Annotated in this window: 18 protein-coding genes; 7 read left to right on the top strand and 11 right to left on the bottom strand. The window is 63.1% G+C overall.

Annotated features, from left to right (window positions below; translation table 11 throughout):
* Window positions 1-769: 769 nt before the first annotated feature.
* The 3 genes from KBY83_RS03290 to KBY83_RS03280 form a co-directional block, all read right to left on the bottom strand.
* Entirely contained in the window at window positions 770-958 is a 189-nt protein-coding gene (locus KBY83_RS03290; RefSeq protein ID WP_315858922.1) for a YgaP-like transmembrane domain, read from the bottom strand.
* Between the two features lie 71 nt (window positions 959-1,029).
* On the bottom strand, window positions 1,030-1,215 hold the full coding sequence (locus KBY83_RS03285; RefSeq protein WP_255018301.1) for a rhodanese-like domain-containing protein: 186 nt from the start codon (window positions 1,213-1,215) through the stop codon (window positions 1,030-1,032).
* Between the two features lie 18 nt (window positions 1,216-1,233).
* Window positions 1,234-2,370 (bottom strand): rhodanese-like domain-containing protein, encoded by a 1,137-nt coding sequence (locus KBY83_RS03280; protein ID WP_255018300.1) that lies wholly within the window; start codon window positions 2,368-2,370, stop codon window positions 1,234-1,236.
* A gap of 120 nt (window positions 2,371-2,490) precedes the next feature.
* Between KBY83_RS03280 and KBY83_RS03275 the strand changes: the two genes are divergently transcribed.
* The 4 genes from KBY83_RS03275 to KBY83_RS03260 are packed head-to-tail and all read left to right on the top strand — an operon-like array spanning window position 2,491 to window position 5,524.
* On the top strand, window positions 2,491-2,811 hold the full coding sequence (locus KBY83_RS03275; protein ID WP_255018299.1) for a helix-turn-helix transcriptional regulator: 321 nt from the start codon (window positions 2,491-2,493) through the stop codon (window positions 2,809-2,811).
* A 47-nt stretch (window positions 2,812-2,858) separates the two neighbouring features.
* A complete protein-coding gene (locus KBY83_RS03270; RefSeq protein WP_255018298.1) occupies window positions 2,859-4,403 on the top strand; it encodes a carboxypeptidase M32 in 1,545 nt (514 codons plus the stop codon).
* Window positions 4,404-4,433: 30 nt separating this feature from the next.
* Window positions 4,434-5,021, top strand: coding sequence for an inorganic diphosphatase (locus tag KBY83_RS03265; protein ID WP_106502423.1), 588 nt, complete (start codon window positions 4,434-4,436; stop codon window positions 5,019-5,021).
* A gap of 14 nt (window positions 5,022-5,035) precedes the next feature.
* The gene (locus KBY83_RS03260; RefSeq protein ID WP_106502424.1) at window positions 5,036-5,524 is read left to right on the top strand and encodes a L,D-transpeptidase; all 489 of its coding nucleotides are present in this window, start codon (window positions 5,036-5,038) and stop codon (window positions 5,522-5,524) included.
* A gap of 279 nt (window positions 5,525-5,803) precedes the next feature.
* Here the strand turns inward: KBY83_RS03260 and KBY83_RS03255 are convergent, their stop codons facing one another.
* From KBY83_RS03255 to rpoD, 4 genes are read right to left on the bottom strand one after another with little or no spacing between them, the layout of a single operon-like run.
* Window positions 5,804-7,822 carry a chloride channel protein gene (locus tag KBY83_RS03255; protein ID WP_255018297.1) on the bottom strand — a complete coding sequence of 673 codons (2,019 nt, stop codon included), beginning with the start codon at window positions 7,820-7,822 and terminating at the stop codon, window positions 5,804-5,806.
* Entirely contained in the window at window positions 7,797-8,747 is a 951-nt protein-coding gene (gene hemC / locus KBY83_RS03250; protein WP_254941667.1) for a hydroxymethylbilane synthase, read from the bottom strand. The genes KBY83_RS03255 and hemC overlap by 26 nt, the downstream gene beginning before the upstream one ends.
* A 25-nt stretch (window positions 8,748-8,772) precedes the next feature.
* Window positions 8,773-9,171 (bottom strand): DUF1824 family protein, encoded by a 399-nt coding sequence (locus KBY83_RS03245; RefSeq protein ID WP_255018296.1) that lies wholly within the window; start codon window positions 9,169-9,171, stop codon window positions 8,773-8,775.
* A complete protein-coding gene (gene rpoD, locus KBY83_RS03240) occupies window positions 9,168-10,547 on the bottom strand; it encodes an RNA polymerase sigma factor RpoD (RefSeq protein ID WP_255018295.1) in 1,380 nt (459 codons plus the stop codon). Before rpoD ends, KBY83_RS03245 begins: the two co-directional genes overlap by 4 nt.
* A gap of 405 nt (window positions 10,548-10,952) precedes the next feature.
* Here rpoD and priA point away from each other — a divergent pair, with 405 nt between their 5' ends.
* Window positions 10,953-13,163, top strand: a complete 2,211-nt coding sequence (gene priA / locus KBY83_RS03235; protein WP_255018311.1) for a primosomal protein N' — start codon at window positions 10,953-10,955, stop codon at window positions 13,161-13,163.
* Window positions 13,164-13,172: 9 nt separating this feature from the next.
* Here the strand turns inward: priA and KBY83_RS03230 are convergent, their stop codons facing one another.
* From KBY83_RS03230 to KBY83_RS03220, 3 genes are read right to left on the bottom strand one after another with little or no spacing between them, the layout of a single operon-like run.
* The gene (locus KBY83_RS03230; RefSeq protein WP_255018294.1) at window positions 13,173-14,291 is read right to left on the bottom strand and encodes a DUF3153 domain-containing protein; all 1,119 of its coding nucleotides are present in this window, start codon (window positions 14,289-14,291) and stop codon (window positions 13,173-13,175) included.
* Entirely contained in the window at window positions 14,284-15,162 is an 879-nt protein-coding gene (argB, locus tag KBY83_RS03225) for an acetylglutamate kinase (RefSeq protein WP_255018310.1), read from the bottom strand. The genes KBY83_RS03230 and argB overlap by 8 nt, the downstream gene beginning before the upstream one ends.
* 41 nt (window positions 15,163-15,203) lie before the next feature.
* On the bottom strand, window positions 15,204-15,752 hold the full coding sequence (locus KBY83_RS03220; RefSeq protein WP_255018309.1) for a DUF2854 domain-containing protein: 549 nt from the start codon (window positions 15,750-15,752) through the stop codon (window positions 15,204-15,206).
* Between the two features lie 22 nt (window positions 15,753-15,774).
* Here KBY83_RS03220 and KBY83_RS03215 point away from each other — a divergent pair, with 22 nt between their 5' ends.
* The gene (locus KBY83_RS03215; RefSeq protein WP_106502430.1) at window positions 15,775-15,978 is read left to right on the top strand and encodes a hypothetical protein; all 204 of its coding nucleotides are present in this window, start codon (window positions 15,775-15,777) and stop codon (window positions 15,976-15,978) included.
* A 23-nt stretch (window positions 15,979-16,001) separates the two neighbouring features.
* Here the strand turns inward: KBY83_RS03215 and KBY83_RS03210 are convergent, their stop codons facing one another.
* The gene (locus KBY83_RS03210; protein ID WP_255018308.1) at window positions 16,002-16,505 is read right to left on the bottom strand and encodes a single-stranded DNA-binding protein; all 504 of its coding nucleotides are present in this window, start codon (window positions 16,503-16,505) and stop codon (window positions 16,002-16,004) included.
* A 31-nt stretch (window positions 16,506-16,536) separates the two neighbouring features.
* Between KBY83_RS03210 and KBY83_RS03205 the strand changes: the two genes are divergently transcribed.
* Complete coding sequence (locus tag KBY83_RS03205; protein ID WP_255018293.1) at window positions 16,537-17,328, top strand: precorrin-6A/cobalt-precorrin-6A reductase; 792 nt, start codon at window positions 16,537-16,539, stop codon at window positions 17,326-17,328.
* Window positions 17,329-17,331: the final 3 nt, after the last annotated feature.

Below are 17,331 nucleotides of genomic sequence, written 5' to 3'. Positions count from 1 at the left end.
CAAAGTGGCTGAACAGGAGATCAAAAGTCCTCTGAAAAGGGCCTCAGAGGCAATTTACGGTCAAAGGCACTCTTTTCTGCTCACTGCCTCCGGCTCAAACCCCGTTTGTCCAGAGATTCCCTAACACCTAAGCGTCAACGCTTCACCGCGGGATTGTGAGATGATGGACTGGGCCAAGGGTTGAATTGGTGAATTAGTGATTGAGCACTAAGTCTAATTTTTTGTAAAAGCTTCCCGGTGTCCCAGAAGCGTCGTAGCATTCCAGGCTGCCAGGCCGTGCGGCGGCCACCTCCCCCGTCAAGTCAGTGCGGCCAGCCGGTCGAAAGTTGGTTTCGTTAAGGCTGGAGTTCTAGGAATAAATAATTGTCTTCAGGGCTTATCGGCCTCGCCAGCCAATGCAAAATACAAAGACTAAAAGGTTGCGAAAAAGACAAAGCTGCCAGTTATTTAAACAGGCATTCCTTTATTGGTATTGGCGCCACCAGTGCCAGCCTTCAATGTTGATCAATAATCCAAGCAGGGTCATCACCGCCATGAGAACGATCTGATCAAGGCGTGCATCTGGCACCAAGCAGCAGCGGCAAGGCTCCCAGTGGCACTTGGCTGTCGATCTCGGGTGACTGCCCGTGGAATAAGGGCATCAAGCCCAAATCCACGTGGAACAGCATGGCCAGCAACCAGGCAATCCAGAGAGTGATCAACCGCTGGGCATGATTTGTAGTGGAGCGCATGCATCCATCCAGGTGTTATGGGCAAGCGCCTGCTGCCATCAAATCGACACCCGGTTCCAGGGCATCAGGGCCAGCAGGCGGGCCATGCCACAAAAACCACTGACGCCAGCAAACACCAGGCCGGCTCCCACAAACCAGCTGAGCAGAATCCAAGCCGGCGCCACCCAGCCGCCGAGGCCCAGACCGATCAGCACCAAAGAGCCAGCGGCGATCTGAACCTGGCGCATCAGCGGCAGGGGGGCGTTGTTGAGCCTGTGCAGGGGCAGTCCAGCCTGCTGCCAGGTGGGGATGCCGCCATCTAGATCGGCAAGGGCGCTGCGGCGACCGCTGAGGCATACCAGTACAAGGGCTCCTTGCGGCTGCCTTCGATGTGACCGCCGGCGAATTCCATTGCCTCGCGCACATCGATCACGCTGACCCGCTTTTCAGCCAGCTGCCGGGCTAGTTCCTGTGCATTGAGACGGGTATTGAGGTCTGGTGTCATGACTGATAAGGAGGTTGATCAGGTGGAAGCGACGCCTTGCAGCGGGTAGCCCCCATCCGCCCAGCGGGCCAGACCGCCGTGGAGGTTTGCCACCTGGCTGAGGCCGGCCTTAAGCAACTGCTGGGTAGCCAGGGCTGAGCGGCTGCCGGAGTGGCAGACCACCACCACCGGTTGATTGACGGGAAGTTCGGAGATGCGACCTTCCAGTTCCGGCAGGGGAATCAGCAGGCTGCCCGCCACCCGACCGTCGGGGCCGCCATATTCCTCAGCCGAACGCACATCCAGCAAGGTGAGGCCATCACGGTGGGACGCCACCCAGGCGGGGGGAAGTTCGGGCAGGCCCGCATAGCTGCGTTGCAATGGCGCCCAACATGGGTTTGCAGCAGGGCTGGTGACGCCCTGATCCAGGGGCTTGCCAGAGCGCATGTTGCCAGGTAAGGCTTCGGCGATCCTGTGGGGGTGGGGCAACTGCATGGACTCCATGTGACCAACGAAATCCCTTTCGGTGGCCATACCGCCCAGGCGGGCGTTGAAGGCTTTTTCTTCAACGACCGAGCTGACCGTGCGGCCCTCGTAATCGTGCCCTGGATAGAGCAAGCAGGAGTCGGGCAGGCTGAAGAGTTGCTGGGTAATCGAGGCCCAGAGGGTATGGGGGTTGCCCTGCTGAAAGTCACAGCGACCGCAGCCCCGCACCAGCAAGGCGTCACCACTGAATGCCATCGACTGATCGTCGAGCACAAAACTGAGGCAGCCATTGGTATGACCTGGGGTGCTGCGCACCTCGAGCCAACGAACACCAAAGGACAGCCGATCCCCGTGCTGCAGGGGCATGGTCACGTTTTTCGCCTTAGCGGCTGCAGCCAGGCCAATTGCACAGCTAGTGGCCTCGTGCAGCAGCCAGCTGCCGGTGACGTGGTCGGCGTGGGCATGGGTATCGAGGGAGGCCACCAGCTCGAGCCCCAGCTCACGGAGTAGGGCGAGATCCCGGCCATGGCGCTCAAACACCGAATCGATGATCACCGCCTGACGACTGGAAACATCGCCTAGTAAGTAGGTGAAGGTGCCGGTCTGGGCATCAAAAAGCTGGCGGAAGAGCAGGGATCCCCCTCCAGCCGCTGCCCGCAGGGAGATCGGCGTAAACGGGGCGAAAACCATCGCGACATTGCAGCTTGTTATGACCATAGCCGCATAAAGACGTCACCCCCGGGGTTGCTCGGGGGAATGCGGCTTGCGACATAGCTGCGACATAATTAATAGATGGCTTATTCCAGCTCCATGCCGTCTCCCCAGTTGCTGGAGGAGTACTGCCAGTTTTTCCGTTTGCTGAGCGAGCCGGCGCGCCTCCAGTTGCTTTGTCAGCTCAGGGCAGGGCCCATGGATGTGGCAGCACTGATCGAAGCCACAGGCTTCTCCCAATCCCACATCAGCCGCCAGCTCGGCCAACTGCAGCGGGCTGGCCTAGTGCGCTGCGAGCGCGATGGGGTGCGCACGATCTGGAGCGCCGAAGGCGCCTTGGTAGACGAGCTCTGCTCCCTGGTCCAGACCCGACTCAAGCGACGTCTCGAGAACCAGTTAGCCCAACTGCAATCAGCCTGAGCGCGCCGGGCCTGAAGCCGGAAGAATGGCCCTAGCAAAAGTTCCCCATGGCGCAGCCAAAATCGCCCCTAGATCAGCTGCAGGAGCATCTGCGCCAGAGCCAGCTGCTGGGCTCAATCAGCAGTGCCCTCTACTACGACCAGAACACGGTGATGCCGGCGGCCGGTGCCGAATGGCGTGGCGACCAACTGGCCCTGTTGGCCAGCCAGCTACACGAACGCCAGAGCAGCCCTGCTTACGCCGATCTGGTCGAGGCGGCGGAAGCCGAGCTGCAAGCCAGCACCCCGGCGGCGGTGCGCCGCAACTTGCAGCTACTGCGGCTTGAGCTAAATCGCCAGCGCTGCCTAGATCCCCAGCTAGTAGCCCAGATCGCCCAAGCCCAGTCGCGCGGTAATGCCATCTGGCAGGAGGCAAGGCGCCGCAGCGACTTCAGCATCTTTGCTCCGGCACTGGAAAGCCTGATCGGCCTCCGCCGCGAACAAGCGACCCAACTTGCCGCCGCTGAAGTTCAACACCGCAGCCCCTGGGAAATCCTGGCCCAGCCGTTTGAGCCCGACGTCAGCAAAGAACGGCTGCAGCAGCTGTTTGCCCCACTTCAGGACGAGCTGCCCGTCCTGCTCCAGCAGGCAGCAGCAACCCAGGTATCCCCCCTGCCAGAGCTACCCGAAGCCCTGCAGGAAAATCTCTGCAGCGAGCTGCTCAACAGCTGGGGCTACGACCCGGCCTACTGCCAACGCTCCCGTTCGGCCCATCCCTTCTCCTGCACCGTGGGCCCCCAGGACTTCCGCATCACCACCAGGGTGGTGCCGGATCAGCCCCTCTCGGCCTTCCTTGCCACCGCCCATGAATGGGGCCACTCCCTATATGAACAGGGCCTGCCCCGCACGGGCAACCACTACTTCCCCTGGCCCCTCGGTGAGGCCACCTCGATGGGGGTGCACGAGTCGCAGTCGCTGTTCTGGGAATGTCGCGTGGGCCGTAGCCGCGCCTTCGCCGAGCGCTGGCATCCGCGCTTCTGCACTGGCTTAGGCAGCGGCGTTGGCAGTGGCAGTGATCCCTGGGGCGGCGCCCTCAGCTTCTGGCGAGGGCTCAATCCCCTGCGGCCCGGCCTGATTCGGGTGGAAGCAGACGAGCTTAGCTACTGCTTACACATCGTGCTGCGCTTTGAGCTGGAGCTGGCCCTGCTCGAGCAGGAGCTGCCGGTGGCGGAGCTTCCAGGTTTATGGAACCGCCGCATGGGCGAGCTGCTGGGCCGTACCCCTTCAAGCGATTCGGAGGGATGTCTGCAAGATATCCACTGGGCAGAAGGCCTGTTTGGCTATTTCCCCAGCTATGCCCTGGGCCATCTGATCAGCGCCCAACTCGCGGAAACCATGGAGCAGGAGCTTGGCGGCCCAGGTGCCATCGAGGCCGCGATCGCTGCTGGTAAGGAGAGCAGCCTGCGGGACTGGCTGGCCAGCAGGGTTTATCCCCTGGGCCGCAGTGTCAATGCGGAAGAGCTGGTGGAACAGGTGAGTGGCCAGAGCCTCAGCGCAGCTGCTTTCCTTCGCTATCTGCGCAACAAGCTGGAGCGCCTGCAGGCAGATACTTAGGATGCCGCTCAGCCACTCAAATTCCGCTTCATGGCGAACATCGACCACGCCCCGAGCCGCACGATGCTCAACCTGCTGCACGTGCTGCCGGCCTTCGCTGATGAAGCAGAGCTGCGCTTGAACGCGATCGTGGAGTTGAACTCCATGACGATCAACAAGTACGAACTGATCACGGAGACAGGCCACCTCAAGCTGGATCGCGTCGGCTACTCGTCGCTTGCCTACCCCTTCGCCTACGGCTGTATCCCCCGCACCTGGGACGAGGACGGGGATCCCCTAGATATTGAAATTGTCGGTGTCACCGAGCCCCTAGTGCCGGGATCGCTGGTGGAAGCTCGGATCATCGGCATCATGACCTTTGACGACGGCGGCGAGGTCGACGACAAGGTGATCGCAGTATTGGCCGATGACAAGCGCATGGACCACATCACCAGTTTCACCCAGCTTGGTGAGCAGTGGGTCACGGAAACCCAGTACTACTGGGAGCACTACAAAGACCTCAAAAAACCCGGCACCTGCAAGGTCAATGGCTTCTTGGAGCCAGCAGAAGCTGTGAGCATCATTAAGGAGTGCGAACGGCGCTATCTCCACATCATCGACTCCAAATTGGTTAACTAAGCGCCCTTATCACCATGGCTGACTACCTCAAACCGCTCTGGATTGCCGCAGCAGCCCTAGCGATGGCTCCGGCTTGGACCCCTGTCCAGGCCCAGAGCAACAGCCGGGAAATTGTGCTTCAGCTTGACAAGCGCACGATCAGCCTGCGTGAAGGCGGCAAGGTGCTGGGCAGTTGGCCAGTGGCGATTGGCGATCCCAGCACCCCCACACCAGTAGGGCGCTTCTCGGTGCAAAACAAGGTTGTTAATCCCAAATACCAGAGCACCAAAAGCGGCAAGATCAACGCCACCGTCGGACCAAATGGCCCCTTAGGCGATCGCTGGCTTGGATTCCAGAAAAGCGGACCCAACCAGTACGGCATCCATGGCACGCCAAATGCTTGGTCCTGGACGGTGACATCACGCGCAGCCGTGACCAATGGCTGCGTGCGCATGCTCCACGAGCATGTGCGCTCCTTATTTGATCAGGTGGAAGTCGGTACGCCAGTAATCGTGCAGCGCTGAAGCCACCCGATTGTCGGAAAATATTCTGGAGATAACCCCAGCTGCAGCACCAAGCTGGGGTTATCGGCGTACCTTATAAGGCCAAAACAAGGCACGAGGCCTTTCGACTGCGTCTATGTCTGCGGTTCCCCACTCCAATCATTCCTGCGAACCCCAAGTGAGCACCACCTTGAAGTGGGCCAGTGACGGCGAGCTTTCAGCCCTTGATTTAGAGCGGATACTGGCGAGGTTAAGTGCGGTTGATCCAGCAGCCCAGGAGCTCTTTAGCCAGCTGCAGACTCAATCCTGAGCCCCATCCCCAGCGGGTGTGAGCTGGCGCGCTAGGGCCCGGGCCATGCCATCGCGGCTGGCCAAGCCACGTAGAGAAGCAACCGGTAAACCGGGATTGGGAAGGCCATGGGGCAGGGCTGCTGCCGCCGCAGCCGGCACATCAAAAACCGGCAATTGGCGCAAGCCATTTGGCCTGAGCTGGTCTTCCAGCTGAGCAAGCTGGGCAGACATCGGCAGCCACACCAAGTCACTGCGGCGACAGGAGAGCAAGGTGGGCACAGGTAAAGAGCCGTCCTCATTGAACTCCCGCTCGGCACTCAGGGCCCGCTGCAGATCAGCCAGGGTGACCAGCCCCACCACCCAAGCCCCATCAGCCACCACCAGACAGTGGCCGTGGGCCTCCACCAGCTGAATCAAGGCCTTTTTGGCTGGTAACTCAGCTGCCAGCACCAGGGGGGCTTCGGGCTCGAAAGCCTCAGCCACCTGCAGGGCGGCCAACTGGCGGCGGCGATGCTCCTCTTGGGGGTCAGGCCCAAGTAAGCCCGGATCAGCCAGGCCCTGCCAGCGCTCCACCAAGGCAGCACTTAGGCCTGCGGCGGCCATCAGAGGCAGCACAATTCGAATATCACGGGTGAGCTCAAACAGCAGCAACAGGGCCGTAAGAGGAGCCCGGGCACTACCGGCCAGCACAGCGGCCATGCCCACCATGGCGTAAGCGGGTGGCTCAGCCACCGGCAGGTGCAGGCCACTATCACCAAGCAGCTGGCCGTAGCAGTTGCCGAGCACCGCTCCCAGAAACAGGGATGGGGCAAAACCACCGCCAACAAAGCCGGTGGCATTGCTAATACCAGTTGCTAGAAGCTTGACGCCCAGCAATACCAGCAAGGTGAGCAGGGGCACGCCCCCCTCGCTGCCAAGCAGGGCCTCAATCGTGTCGTAGCCGACACCCAGCACCTGGGGAAAACCCAGAGCCATCACACCCACAGAGGCACCCCCTAGGGCGGTGGGCAGGCCTGGCGGCAGCTGGCCCAGCCAGGCCTGAAGCCGCTCGCTGCGGCCTGCAGCCAGCAGGCTCACCAAGGCCCAGGACATCAAGCTGGCCACCAGGCCTAAGCCCAGATAAAGGGGCAACTCCAGCGGTGAGCGCACCTCATAAGCAGGCAAGCGCAAAATCGGTGTGTCCCCAAGCAGCAATTGGGTGACCAGCGAGGAAGCCACCGCCGCCACCAGCACCGCCCGCAAGCTGGGCCGGCCCTGAACGGCACTGAAGCTTCCTTCAAAAGCAAAAAACACTCCGGCGATGGGTGCCTTGAACCCCGCCGCCAGACCTGCGGCCACTCCCGCGGCCACCAGGGCTTTCTGACTCTGGGGAGAGAGCCCGCCGCGCAGGGCCACCCAAAGACCGATATTGCCGCCACTCTCAACGCTGGGCCCCTCCGGGCCGAGGGAGGCACCACTGCCCAGGCTGAGGGATGCACCCAGCAGGCGCAGGAAGGGCAAGCGGGGCCGAGCGCTAACGGCGCCATCGGCCATCGCCATCAGGCTGGGGAGGCCAGGGCCCAGGTCACCGCCATAGCGGCGCAAAAGACCAACGGCCCAGCCCCCCAGGGTGGGCACCACAACCACCGGCCAGAGACTGATCCAATCCGGCAGGGAGGAAACCGGCAGGGGCAACGGCTCAGGAACGGCCGGGGGCGGTGGCAGGAAGCCAAGCCCGCCGAGACCCACCTGGAGCAGGGCCCGCAGCGGTGTGCCCGTATCAGGAGCCGCCGCCAGCGGCAATTCGGTTGCTAACTCCGGCGGCTGGCTACGACCAACCGTTAGGAGCCCCTCCACAAAAGGTCCAAACAGCCCGTTATTGATAAAGCCCAGCAATTCGTGGAAGGCCACCACTGCCAGTCCCGTGAGCACCCCAATCAGGGCAGCCCAGGCCAGCAGATTCCATTGATAGGGAAGGGCGCGTGCCTCGGCTTCAACGGGGCTAGCGGCCGCTGGCGCTGGTTCAGGCTTCGGGCCGGACAGTTGCAAAAATCTCCTCCAGGATCTCGCCGGCGCCCTGGGCTTTCAAAGCATGGGCAAGGGCGATCCCAATGGCCTCAGGGTCGGCCTGGGGACCGCAAGCCTCATCGCGAATCAGGCGCAGGCCGTCGATGCTTGCAACCATTCCCGTTAATACAAGCGTATCCCCGTCGAAGCGGCTGTTAACGCCGATGGGCACCTGACAGCCCCCCTCCAGCTCACGCAAAAAGGCTCGCTCAGCCAGGCAGCGACGGGCGGTGGGCTGGTGCTCCAACACCTTGATCTGCTCGAGTACGGCGGCATCGCCCTCTCGACACTCAATACCCAAGGCACCCTGGCCAACGGCGTGGAGGGAAATGGAGGGGTCGATCAGCTCGTGGATGCGATCCCCCAAACCAAGCCGTCCCAAACCAGCGGCCGCCAGGATCAGGCAGTCGTACTCACCAGCATCAAGTTTCTCCAAGCGGGTGATTACGTTGCCGCGCACATCCTTGAAGCTGAGGTGCGGGAAGTGGTGGCGCAGCTGGGCTAGACGGCGCAGGGAACTGGTGCCCACCACGGCGCCTGCGGGCAGGGTTGCCAGGCTCTTATCGCGGTGTTGTTCATGCACCACCAAGGCATCCGCGGGATCTTCCCGCTCGGTGATGCAGCCAAGCATCAGCCCCTCGGGCAGGTTGGTTGGCAGATCCTTGAGGCTATGGACGGCGATATCAGCCTGTCCAACAAGCATCTGAGCCTCTAACTCCTTGGTAAAAAGGCCTTTGTCGCCGATCTTGGCGAGGGCCACATCGAGAATTTTGTCCCCCTGGGTGGCCATCGCTTCAATCGTGATCTCCAGGCCGTTGTGGGCCTGGATCAGTTCATCGCGCACCCAGTTGGTTTGCACCATGGCCAGCTGGCTGCGGCGGGAGGCTATGCGCAGGGGGTTGGCCATCAGGGGCAGATAACAGCCACTCAGATTAAGGGCCGAAGAAATCAAGGGGCAATGGACCCCAGGTGTCTTCCGCAGCCGTATCTGCTGAACAGTGACCGCTGATCAAAAGGCCCTCTCCTAGACCGGTTTCAGCGCGCACCTGAAAGCGACCGCTGTTTTGGTTGGCCTTGAGGAAGACCGGACCTTCGATCGAATCGAGGGCTACACCGGCGGGATCTAGCTGCAATGGCGACCAGCCCAGAGCCGTCTCAACCTGACGCAGACAGGTCACCGCAGCCGCTGCAGAAGCTGCCATCACTCCCGCCGTGAACCAGTCGCAGCGAGCCAGCAGCGGCTCAAGCTCTGCCCGCAGCTCCGAGAGCGCTGCGGGGTCGAGCGACGGAGCAGTGCGCAGCCCCCGCAGGGATGCCAGGTCCTGACTCACTTGATGTACTCCTTGAGCACGCCGTTGCGGTTGGGGTGGCGCAGCTTGCGCAGGGCCTTGGCTTCAATTTGACGAATGCGCTCCCTGGTTACATCAAAGATCTGGCCGATCTCTTCAAGGGTCTTCATGCGGCCGTCATCTAGGCCGTAGCGCAGACGCAGCACGTCACGCTCCCTGGGGCTGAGGGTGGCCAGCACGCCCTCGAGGTCCTCTCGCAGCAGGTTCTTGGCCACATCCTGCTCAGGGTTTTCAATATCGGCCTCGATGAAGTCACCGAGCCGGGAATCCTCCTCTTTGCCGATCGGCGTCTCCAGGGAGATGGGCAGCTGGGCGCTTTTGGCGATGAAACGCAGCTTCTCGATGGTCATTTCCATCGATTCGGCAATTTCCTCTTCGGTGGGCTTGCGGCCGAATTCCTGGGAGAGGGTCTTAGTGGTCTTCTTGATCCGGGAAATGGTTTCGTATAGGTGCACCGGAAGGCGGATAGTGCGTGACTGATCAGCGATAGCGCGGGTGATCGCCTGACGAATCCACCAGGTGGCGTAGGTGGAAAATTTATATCCCTTTTCGTGGTCGAATTTCTCGGCAGCCCGGATCAAGCCGAGGGAACCCTCCTGAATCAGGTCCTGGAAGCTCAGGCCCCGGTTCATATATTTCTTTGCGATCGAAACCACCAGGCGCAGGTTTGACTGCACCATCTTTTCCTTGGCTCGGCGGCCAAGCATCAGGCGCCGGCGGAACTTGATGGAGGGCATCTCCACCAATGCCGCCCATTCCTTGTTGTCGGGCTGGCGGCCGTGATCGGCCTCAAACTGAGCGGCGATCTCCTCGAGCTGGAGCAGATCGGCGATCTTGCGGGCCAGCTCGATCTCCTCATCGGGCCGGAGCAGGCGGATACGGCCGATCTCCTGGAGGTAAACCCGAATGGAGTCTTCGGTGTAGACACCTTTAGGCCCCACCTTGATGCTGGCGAGGGCCTTTGCGGCCTTCTCGTCCTTCTCGGCAGAGCTGCCAGATGGGCCTAGATCATCGGCATCGTCTAGCCCAGCGGTATCGACTGGAGCCTCAGTTTTGGCCTTGGCCGCTGGGGGTTTAGGCGCTGAGGATTTGCTTGCGGCCGGCTTTGCCTTGGTAGCAGCCTTTGCCTTGGTAGCAGCAGTTCCTTTAGAAGCAGCCGGGGATTTGGTGGCAGTCTTTGCTTTGGGAGCAGCCGTTCCCTTGGAAGCGGCCGGGGCTTTGGCAGCGGCTTTTGCTTTTGGCGCGGCCTTTGGCTTAGGTGCAGCCTTCATGGGCTTTACTTGCACCTCTTCACCGGCCGCCGTGGCCACCATCAAGATTTCAGGGGTTGCTTTCGGCTGGGCAGCAGCAGGGCTCATAGGTAACGAAAACGAAACAACAAAACAAATGAGCGGAAACGCATCGCCTGAAATCGGGTCTAGAGATTTTCTGCCTGCAATCGGCAGAAAATTGTTCCAGCTACGCCGGGATTAGCCGTAGGAGCTGGTGCAAGACCACGAAAACGGAAACGAAACCTCTGAACGGTGGTAGTAGGCAAGGAAAAGTCGAGCGACCCGGCAAAAAGCAAGGGGTCGGTGGCCGAGGCCTGGACAGGGCTGACAGGGGTGGTCGCAGACCGGGAGGCCGAATGGTGGGAGGCTGGCTCCCGGGGTCTCACTTCAGGTCTTCCCGCTGGACGGAAATCTGCTTAGTTCCGACGGCAGTCCTTGAACTGCCCAACAAACACATCCTAAGAATGGGTTGTGACCTTTGCAAGCTTGTCGATCCCCTGGCTGCAGATTTGGCTCGAAGCCGGGCGGGAAGGCCAGGTATTCACCTACGCCAACTCGCCAGAAACCCCAGCCGGGATTGGGGATTTGGTGCGGGTGAAGCTGCAGGGCCGCCCGCACACCGGCTTGGTTGTGGGCTGGCTTGATCAATTACCCACCAGTCTCAGCAGCAAGCGAATCCAGCCAATCATGGAGATTTGGCAGCGGGCTGCCGTAGATCCCGATTGGCAAAACTTAATGACAAGTGTGGCGGCGGAGTGCCACACGAGCCTCTTCAAAACTCTGAAAAGTGCCCTGCCACCGGGCTGGCTTGGCCAGCGCAACCAGGGGCCAAGCAGGCCAAGCCGTGCAATCTGGCTGGTGGAGCGCTCCGATGCAGCACTCCTCAGCCAGCCCCTCACCGAGCGGCAGCAACAACTGCTTGAGCACCTTGGGCGCCATAGCGGGCCAGTGCCCCTGCGGGACATTTGTGGTGAGGCTGGCTTCAGTCGCGCCGTCCTCAAGGGCCTGGAGGCTAGGGGCCTGGTGCAGCGCCTTCAGGCTCCCCCCGAGGGCAGTGGAGCTGGCCTGGCACCGGCCCACTGGCCTGCCCTGACGGAAGCTCAGGCCGCTGCAGGCCAGGCCCTTTCCGGTGCCCCAGCGGGCGCGGAATTTTTGCTCTGGGGTGTAACAGGCGCCGGCAAAACTGAGGTGTATCTGCGGGCGGCCGCCCAAGCTCTGGAGCTGGGGCAGGCCACCCTCTTACTCACCCCGGAGATTGGCCTAATCCCCCAGTTGCTCGACCGGGCACGGGAACGCTTCGGCTGCCGGGTGGTCGAGTTCCACAGCGGCCTTTCCGATGGAGCCCGGGTGGCGGCCTGGCGTCGCTGCCTAGAACCAGAAGCGGTGGTGGTGGTGGGTACCCGCTCAGCGATCTTTCTGCCCATGCCCAGGCTGGGCCTGATCGTGCTCGATGAGGAACACGACAGCTCCTACAAGCAGGACAGCCCGATGCCCTGCTACCACGCCCGCGACGTAGCCCGCCTACGGGCCCGGCACAGCGGGGCGCGGCTGGTGCTCGGCAGTGCCACACCCTCCCTCGAGAGTTGGCTGAGCTGTCAATCCCCCCAACCAGCCAGCCGCCTCCTACGACTGCCGGAGCGGATTGGTTCGCGGCCCCTGCCTGCCGTACGGGTGATCGACATGCGCCACGAGCTCGCCGATGGCCACCGTCGCTTGATCAGCCGGGCCCTGATGGGGCGCTTAGAGCAGCTGCAGGAGAAGGGCGAACAGGCAGTGGTGCTGGTGCCCCGACGGGGCTACCGAGCATTCCTTAGCTGTCGCAGCTGCGGCGAAGCGGTGCTCTGCCCCCACTGCGATGTATCCCTAACCGTGCACCGCTCCAAAGGGGGCCAGGAATGGCTGCGCTGCCACTGGTGCGACCACCGCGCCGAGATGGGCAATCGCTGCGGCCACTGTGGCTCCACGGCCTTCAAGCCCTTTGGCGCGGGCACCCAGCGGGTGATGGAGCAGCTAGCAACCGAGCTTGAAGGGTTGCGCCTGCTGCGCTTTGACCGTGACACCACCAGGGGCCGCGACGGCCACCGCCGCCTGCTCGATCGCTTTGCCCAAGGGGAAGCCGACGTATTGGTAGGCACCCAGATGCTGGCCAAAGGCATGGACCTACCTCGGGTCACCCTGGCGGCGGTATTGGCGGCAGACGGGCTTTTGCATCGCCCCGATCTGCGCTCCTCCGAGCAGTGCCTGCAATTGCTGTTGCAATTAGCGGGCCGGGCGGGCCGCGGCGAAAAACCAGGCGAGGTGCTGGTGCAGACCTACAGCCCCGACCACCCGGTGATTCGCCACCTGGTGGATGGGCGCTACGAGCTGTTTTTGGCCCAGGAGAGCCAGTTGCGCCGCCAGGGTGGCCTGGTGCCCTTCAGCCGGGCCTGCCTCCTGCGTCTGAGCGGACCAAGCGCCAGCGGCACGGCAACCGCCGCCGCCGCCTTGGCGGAGAGAATCCGCAGCCAAGTGGCGGCAGCCGGCTGGCTGTTGATTGGTCCCGCCCCGGCCCCGGTAGCCCGGGTAGCGGGCAAGAGTCGCTGGCAGCTGTTGCTGCATGGTCCCGCCGCCCAGCCCCTGCCCTTGCCAACTGAAAGCCTGCTGCGGGAGGGGCTGCCTGCGGGGGTGGGTCTGGCGATCGACCCCGACCCCCTCTGCCTTTGAGCACCGCTCTCAAGCCGGTAGTTCCGGCAGGCCGAAGCCCAGCAGACGCCGCAGGCGCTCCAGGGCCAGCACCAGCACTAGGGCAAGGGCAATCAGGGCGCCGCCAATACCAAGACCACTCCAGCGCCAGCAGCTGAGCTGCAGGGTGTTGCTGGCGCCAAAGCGCAGGGGCCAGTGCAGGGCAGCTCGTCCAGAAATCGCCGCAGCGGGCTCGGGACTGGCCAGGCGGACAGCGGCAGGGGTCACAGGGGCCAGGTCGATGGCGGCGCTGAAACCCGGCAGAGCGGTGAGCCCACGCAGGTCCACTGTCAGTTCAAGGCTTTGGCGCACCCCCAGCAGCCAATTGCGCTCCCGCAGCTGGAACTGGGGCGGCTGCAGGGCTACACCGGCCAGATCCGCTGCCGCGCTGAGGTTTGCTGCCAGCAGGGCAAGGGCCTCGGGCGCTGGTAGCACCGGGCTCTCCAGTCGCTGGTGAAAGCCGTCAGCGCCAGCAGATGGCTTGGGCTGCTTGGCCGGGTGAAATCCCTGGGTCAGCAGGGTGCGGCCAAACTGACGGGCCCAGGGCTCGGGTTGGGTGCCGGGGCTCGATAGGCCATGGGCGATCTGCAGCCGGCCCGGCCCCTTAAAGGTCAACTCGCTGCGCACCTCGGTGCAGCCGCCGAGCAGCAGCGTCAGGAGCAACAGCAAAACTGCCAGCACAGCGAAGCCCACTGGAGCCCTAGTTGGCCCCACCGGTGGCGGTGGCGGCGGTGGCGGTTTGTTGGAGCGGCGGCCGCGGGCAAGCTGCTGCATCTGGCCGCCCATGGCCTCGGCTGTGCCCAGATCGGGCAGGGTGATCGACCAATCGCGGGGGCGCTCGAGGGCCGGTGCCTCCAGCACGGTGAGTAGGTCTATGGCTTGAGCCCGCAGGCTGGCATCACGGCAGCGCTTGATCAGCCGGCAACACAGGATCGCCCGGCCGTTGTCGCCCCGCCCCATCCAGGCGGTGGCGAGCAGCAGCTGAATCTCAGCTCCGGTGGCGGTAGCAGCAGGATGCTCTCTGGTGAGGGGATCCAACAGGCGTACAACCTGGCCGTAATCGCCCCGCTCGAGGGCTGCACGGGCTGCAGCCAGCAGGTCTTCAGCCATGGCCGCCGCGCTGGCTGCCCACCACCATGGTGCCAATCCCCGAATCGGTGAATACCTCCAGCAACAGGGCGTGGGGCACCCGGCCATCAACGATGTGGGCCGCCGCCACTCCCTGGGCCAGGGCCCGGATGCAGCATTCGGTCTTTGGGGTCATGCCGCCTGCAACCACACCGTCATGGATTAATTGGCGTGCGTCCGCCAGGGTCAGCTGACGAATTAGGGAGTCAGAATCGTGGCGATCCTTCAAAATCCCTGCCGTGTCGGTGAGCAGGATCAGTTTCTCGGCCTGTAAAGCCGCGGCCAGTTCACCGGCCACGGTATCGGCATTGATGTTGTGGGCCTGGCCCTCAGCATCGGCGGCCACGCTTGAGATCACCGGGATGTAGCCGGCATCGAGCAGGGGAAAAAGCACTGCCGGATCTACTGCCGCCACCTCTCCCACCAGCCCATTAACCCCATCGGCGTAGGTGCGGGCCCGCACCAAGGAGCCATCACTGCCGCAAAGTCCCACGGCCCGGCCACCCACCTGATTGAGGCCGTTAACGATGTTTTTGTTGACCCGGCCCACCAGCACCATCTCCACCACGTCCATGGTTTCCGGAGTGGTGACCCGCAAACCGTCACGGAATTCCGGCTCGATTTGGAGGCGATTCAGCCAGTCATTGATCTCCGGACCGCCGCCATGAACCACCACTGGCTGCACCCCCACCGAGGCCAGCAACACCACATCGCGGTAGACAGCGTCGCGAAGCTCCGCTTGCACCATCGCCGCGCCGCCGTACTTGACCACCACCCTGCGGCCCGCAAAGCGTTGGATGTATGGAAGGGCCTCACTTAGGACCGACACCCTCAGGGTGTCCTGGCTGCTGATCAAGGTTTCGCTTGTCGATGGGGCAGATGGATTAAGCGGTCTTAGCTAGGGCTGGGCTCGGGCACCAGAGCGAGGCTGAATTCATCGCGGCGCTCTGGCTTGATGTCGGCACTCAAACCGGGGCCAAAGAAGCGGCCAAGCCGATCAGCGCGGGCCTGCCAGCGATCTAGGGGCACCCCTTCGCAGCGAAAGCGCAGGCGCAAGCCATAGCGGCCATCGCAGTCGAGCTCCTCAACACTCAGCAGCTGGGGCGGAGCGTCCTCGTCCCAGAGCTTGAGCACCTCCAGGGAGCTCTCCAGATGGGCTTTCTGGCCGTAGCGCCAGCGATCTACATCGGCTAGCAGCTTGCGCAGGGGCTCGCTCTCCGGCAGGTCCCGCAATTGCTTGAAACGGGAGGCCGGCGTTAGTCGCTTAGGTGGAGGCAGCTCAGAGGATTTCAAGGCCAACCCACCCAACAGGATCGGAATGCCGTAGAAAATCGTGGGCAGGCTGAGATTGGGGATATCGGTGGCGTAGGCGATCGTGCCGATCACCGTGAGCACAGCCCCCGCGATGGTCACGAGGCTGCCTGGTGAGAGAAGTGCTTGCATACAGCCATCTTCCTTTATGCCCATGGCGGATGCGACCACCAGCTGGCCCAGCGAAACCGGCACCGCCGAACTGATCAGCAACCTCAAGAGCGACCGGCTTTGGTTATTGCGCCAAATTGATGCGGGTCGTTGGCCCCAATGGCGCCTGGATCTAGCAGCCTTGGAGCGGGAGCTGGGCCAGCTGCTCGATCAGTTGAGCGACTCCGATTCCAGCGCCGACGCCTAGCTCTGAACGGGATCAATCCCGCATCAAAAAGGGATGTCGTCGTCGTCAGGGAGATCAGGCACCAGCGGGGAGGTATTCCAGGTTGGGGGCTGGGCACCTGCCGGCGCTGCTGGAGCCGGGTTGGCTGGAGCCGGGGTGGAAGGGGGAGCCGCCGCTGGGGCACGGCGCTGGGGCGCAGGCGCAGTAGCGGCAGCTGGATTGACAGCAGGACTGCTGGTGGCGCCAGGACCCATGCCGTGCAGCCGGGCCAGGGTGAATTCAGCGCGCTTTTCCTTGACGCCGTCCTGACGGGTGACGGTATTCATGCGCAGCCTGCCCTCGAGCATCAGCCGCTGGCCAACCTGCACCCGGTTCTGGAGCTCTTGGGCCAAATTGCCCCAGCCGACCACCTTCAATTGACCCGGGGGATCATCAGGACGCAGGCCATCTATCTGGACCGCCATCTCCGCCACCGGCGTCTGATTGTCCTGGGTGTATCGCACCTGGGGCGCTTCCAGCACCTCAACCTCGAGCAGACAGTGATTCACTCCCCGGCAACCATTGGTGGTCCCCATCCTGATGCACGGACCTGAGATTCAGCAGACCTCGCCCCGTCTGTGGCTGATCGGCGGCACCGGTGAAGGCCCCGTAGTGGCGGAGCGGCTGCTGCAGCGCGGTTGGCACCTAACCGTGAGCGTTGTTGGTGCAACAGCGGCCCTGGCCTATCGCCCCCATCCGGGGCTAACCCTGCGCGTCGGCGCCATCGATGGCGAGCAGGGGGTATGGGCAGAACTGGCCGCCGCCGAATCGGTGGGTTGGCCCTATGCGGTGGTGGTGGATGCCAGCCATCCCTTCGCCTGTCTGGTGAGTCGCCAGCTGGCCGCCGTGTGCAAGCAGCGCCGCCAACGGCTGATACGGCTGCTGCGCCCCACCCTGCCTGGAGCGGCAACGATCCTGCCGAGCCTGGAGACGCTGCGTAGTCGCTCGCTGCAGGGCCACCGCCTCCTATTGGCAATAGGTGCCCGCCAACTAAAACAGGCGCTGGCCTGCAGCCCCGGCGCCCGTCACTTCGCCAGGCTGCTGCCCAGCCCAAGGGCCTTACAGCTGGCCATGGCGGCTGGCTTGGCGGCCGATCAGGTCGCCTGCCTCCGCCCAGGCTCGGAGCTGGAGGTAGAGCGATCCCTGATTCGTCGCTGGCGCATCACTACGGTGTTGGCCCGCCAGTCGGGCGGAGCTACCGAACAGCTCTGGAGGCAGCTCTGCGCAGGCCCCGGCCCCGAATTGTTGCTGATCGGCAGGCCAGCAGAGCCAGCCGGAGTAGAAGCCTTAAGCCAAACTTGCCTATTGGAGGCACTGGTGCTGCCGCAGTGAGGC

The sequence above is a fragment of the Cyanobium sp. WKJ7-Wakatipu genome, from assembly GCF_024345355.1.
Taxonomy (GTDB): Bacteria; Cyanobacteriota; Cyanobacteriia; order PCC-6307; family Cyanobiaceae; genus Cyanobium_A; species Cyanobium_A usitatum.
The sequence above is the reverse complement of the archived record's forward strand: the minus strand, read 5'-3'. Positions and strand labels throughout refer to the sequence as shown.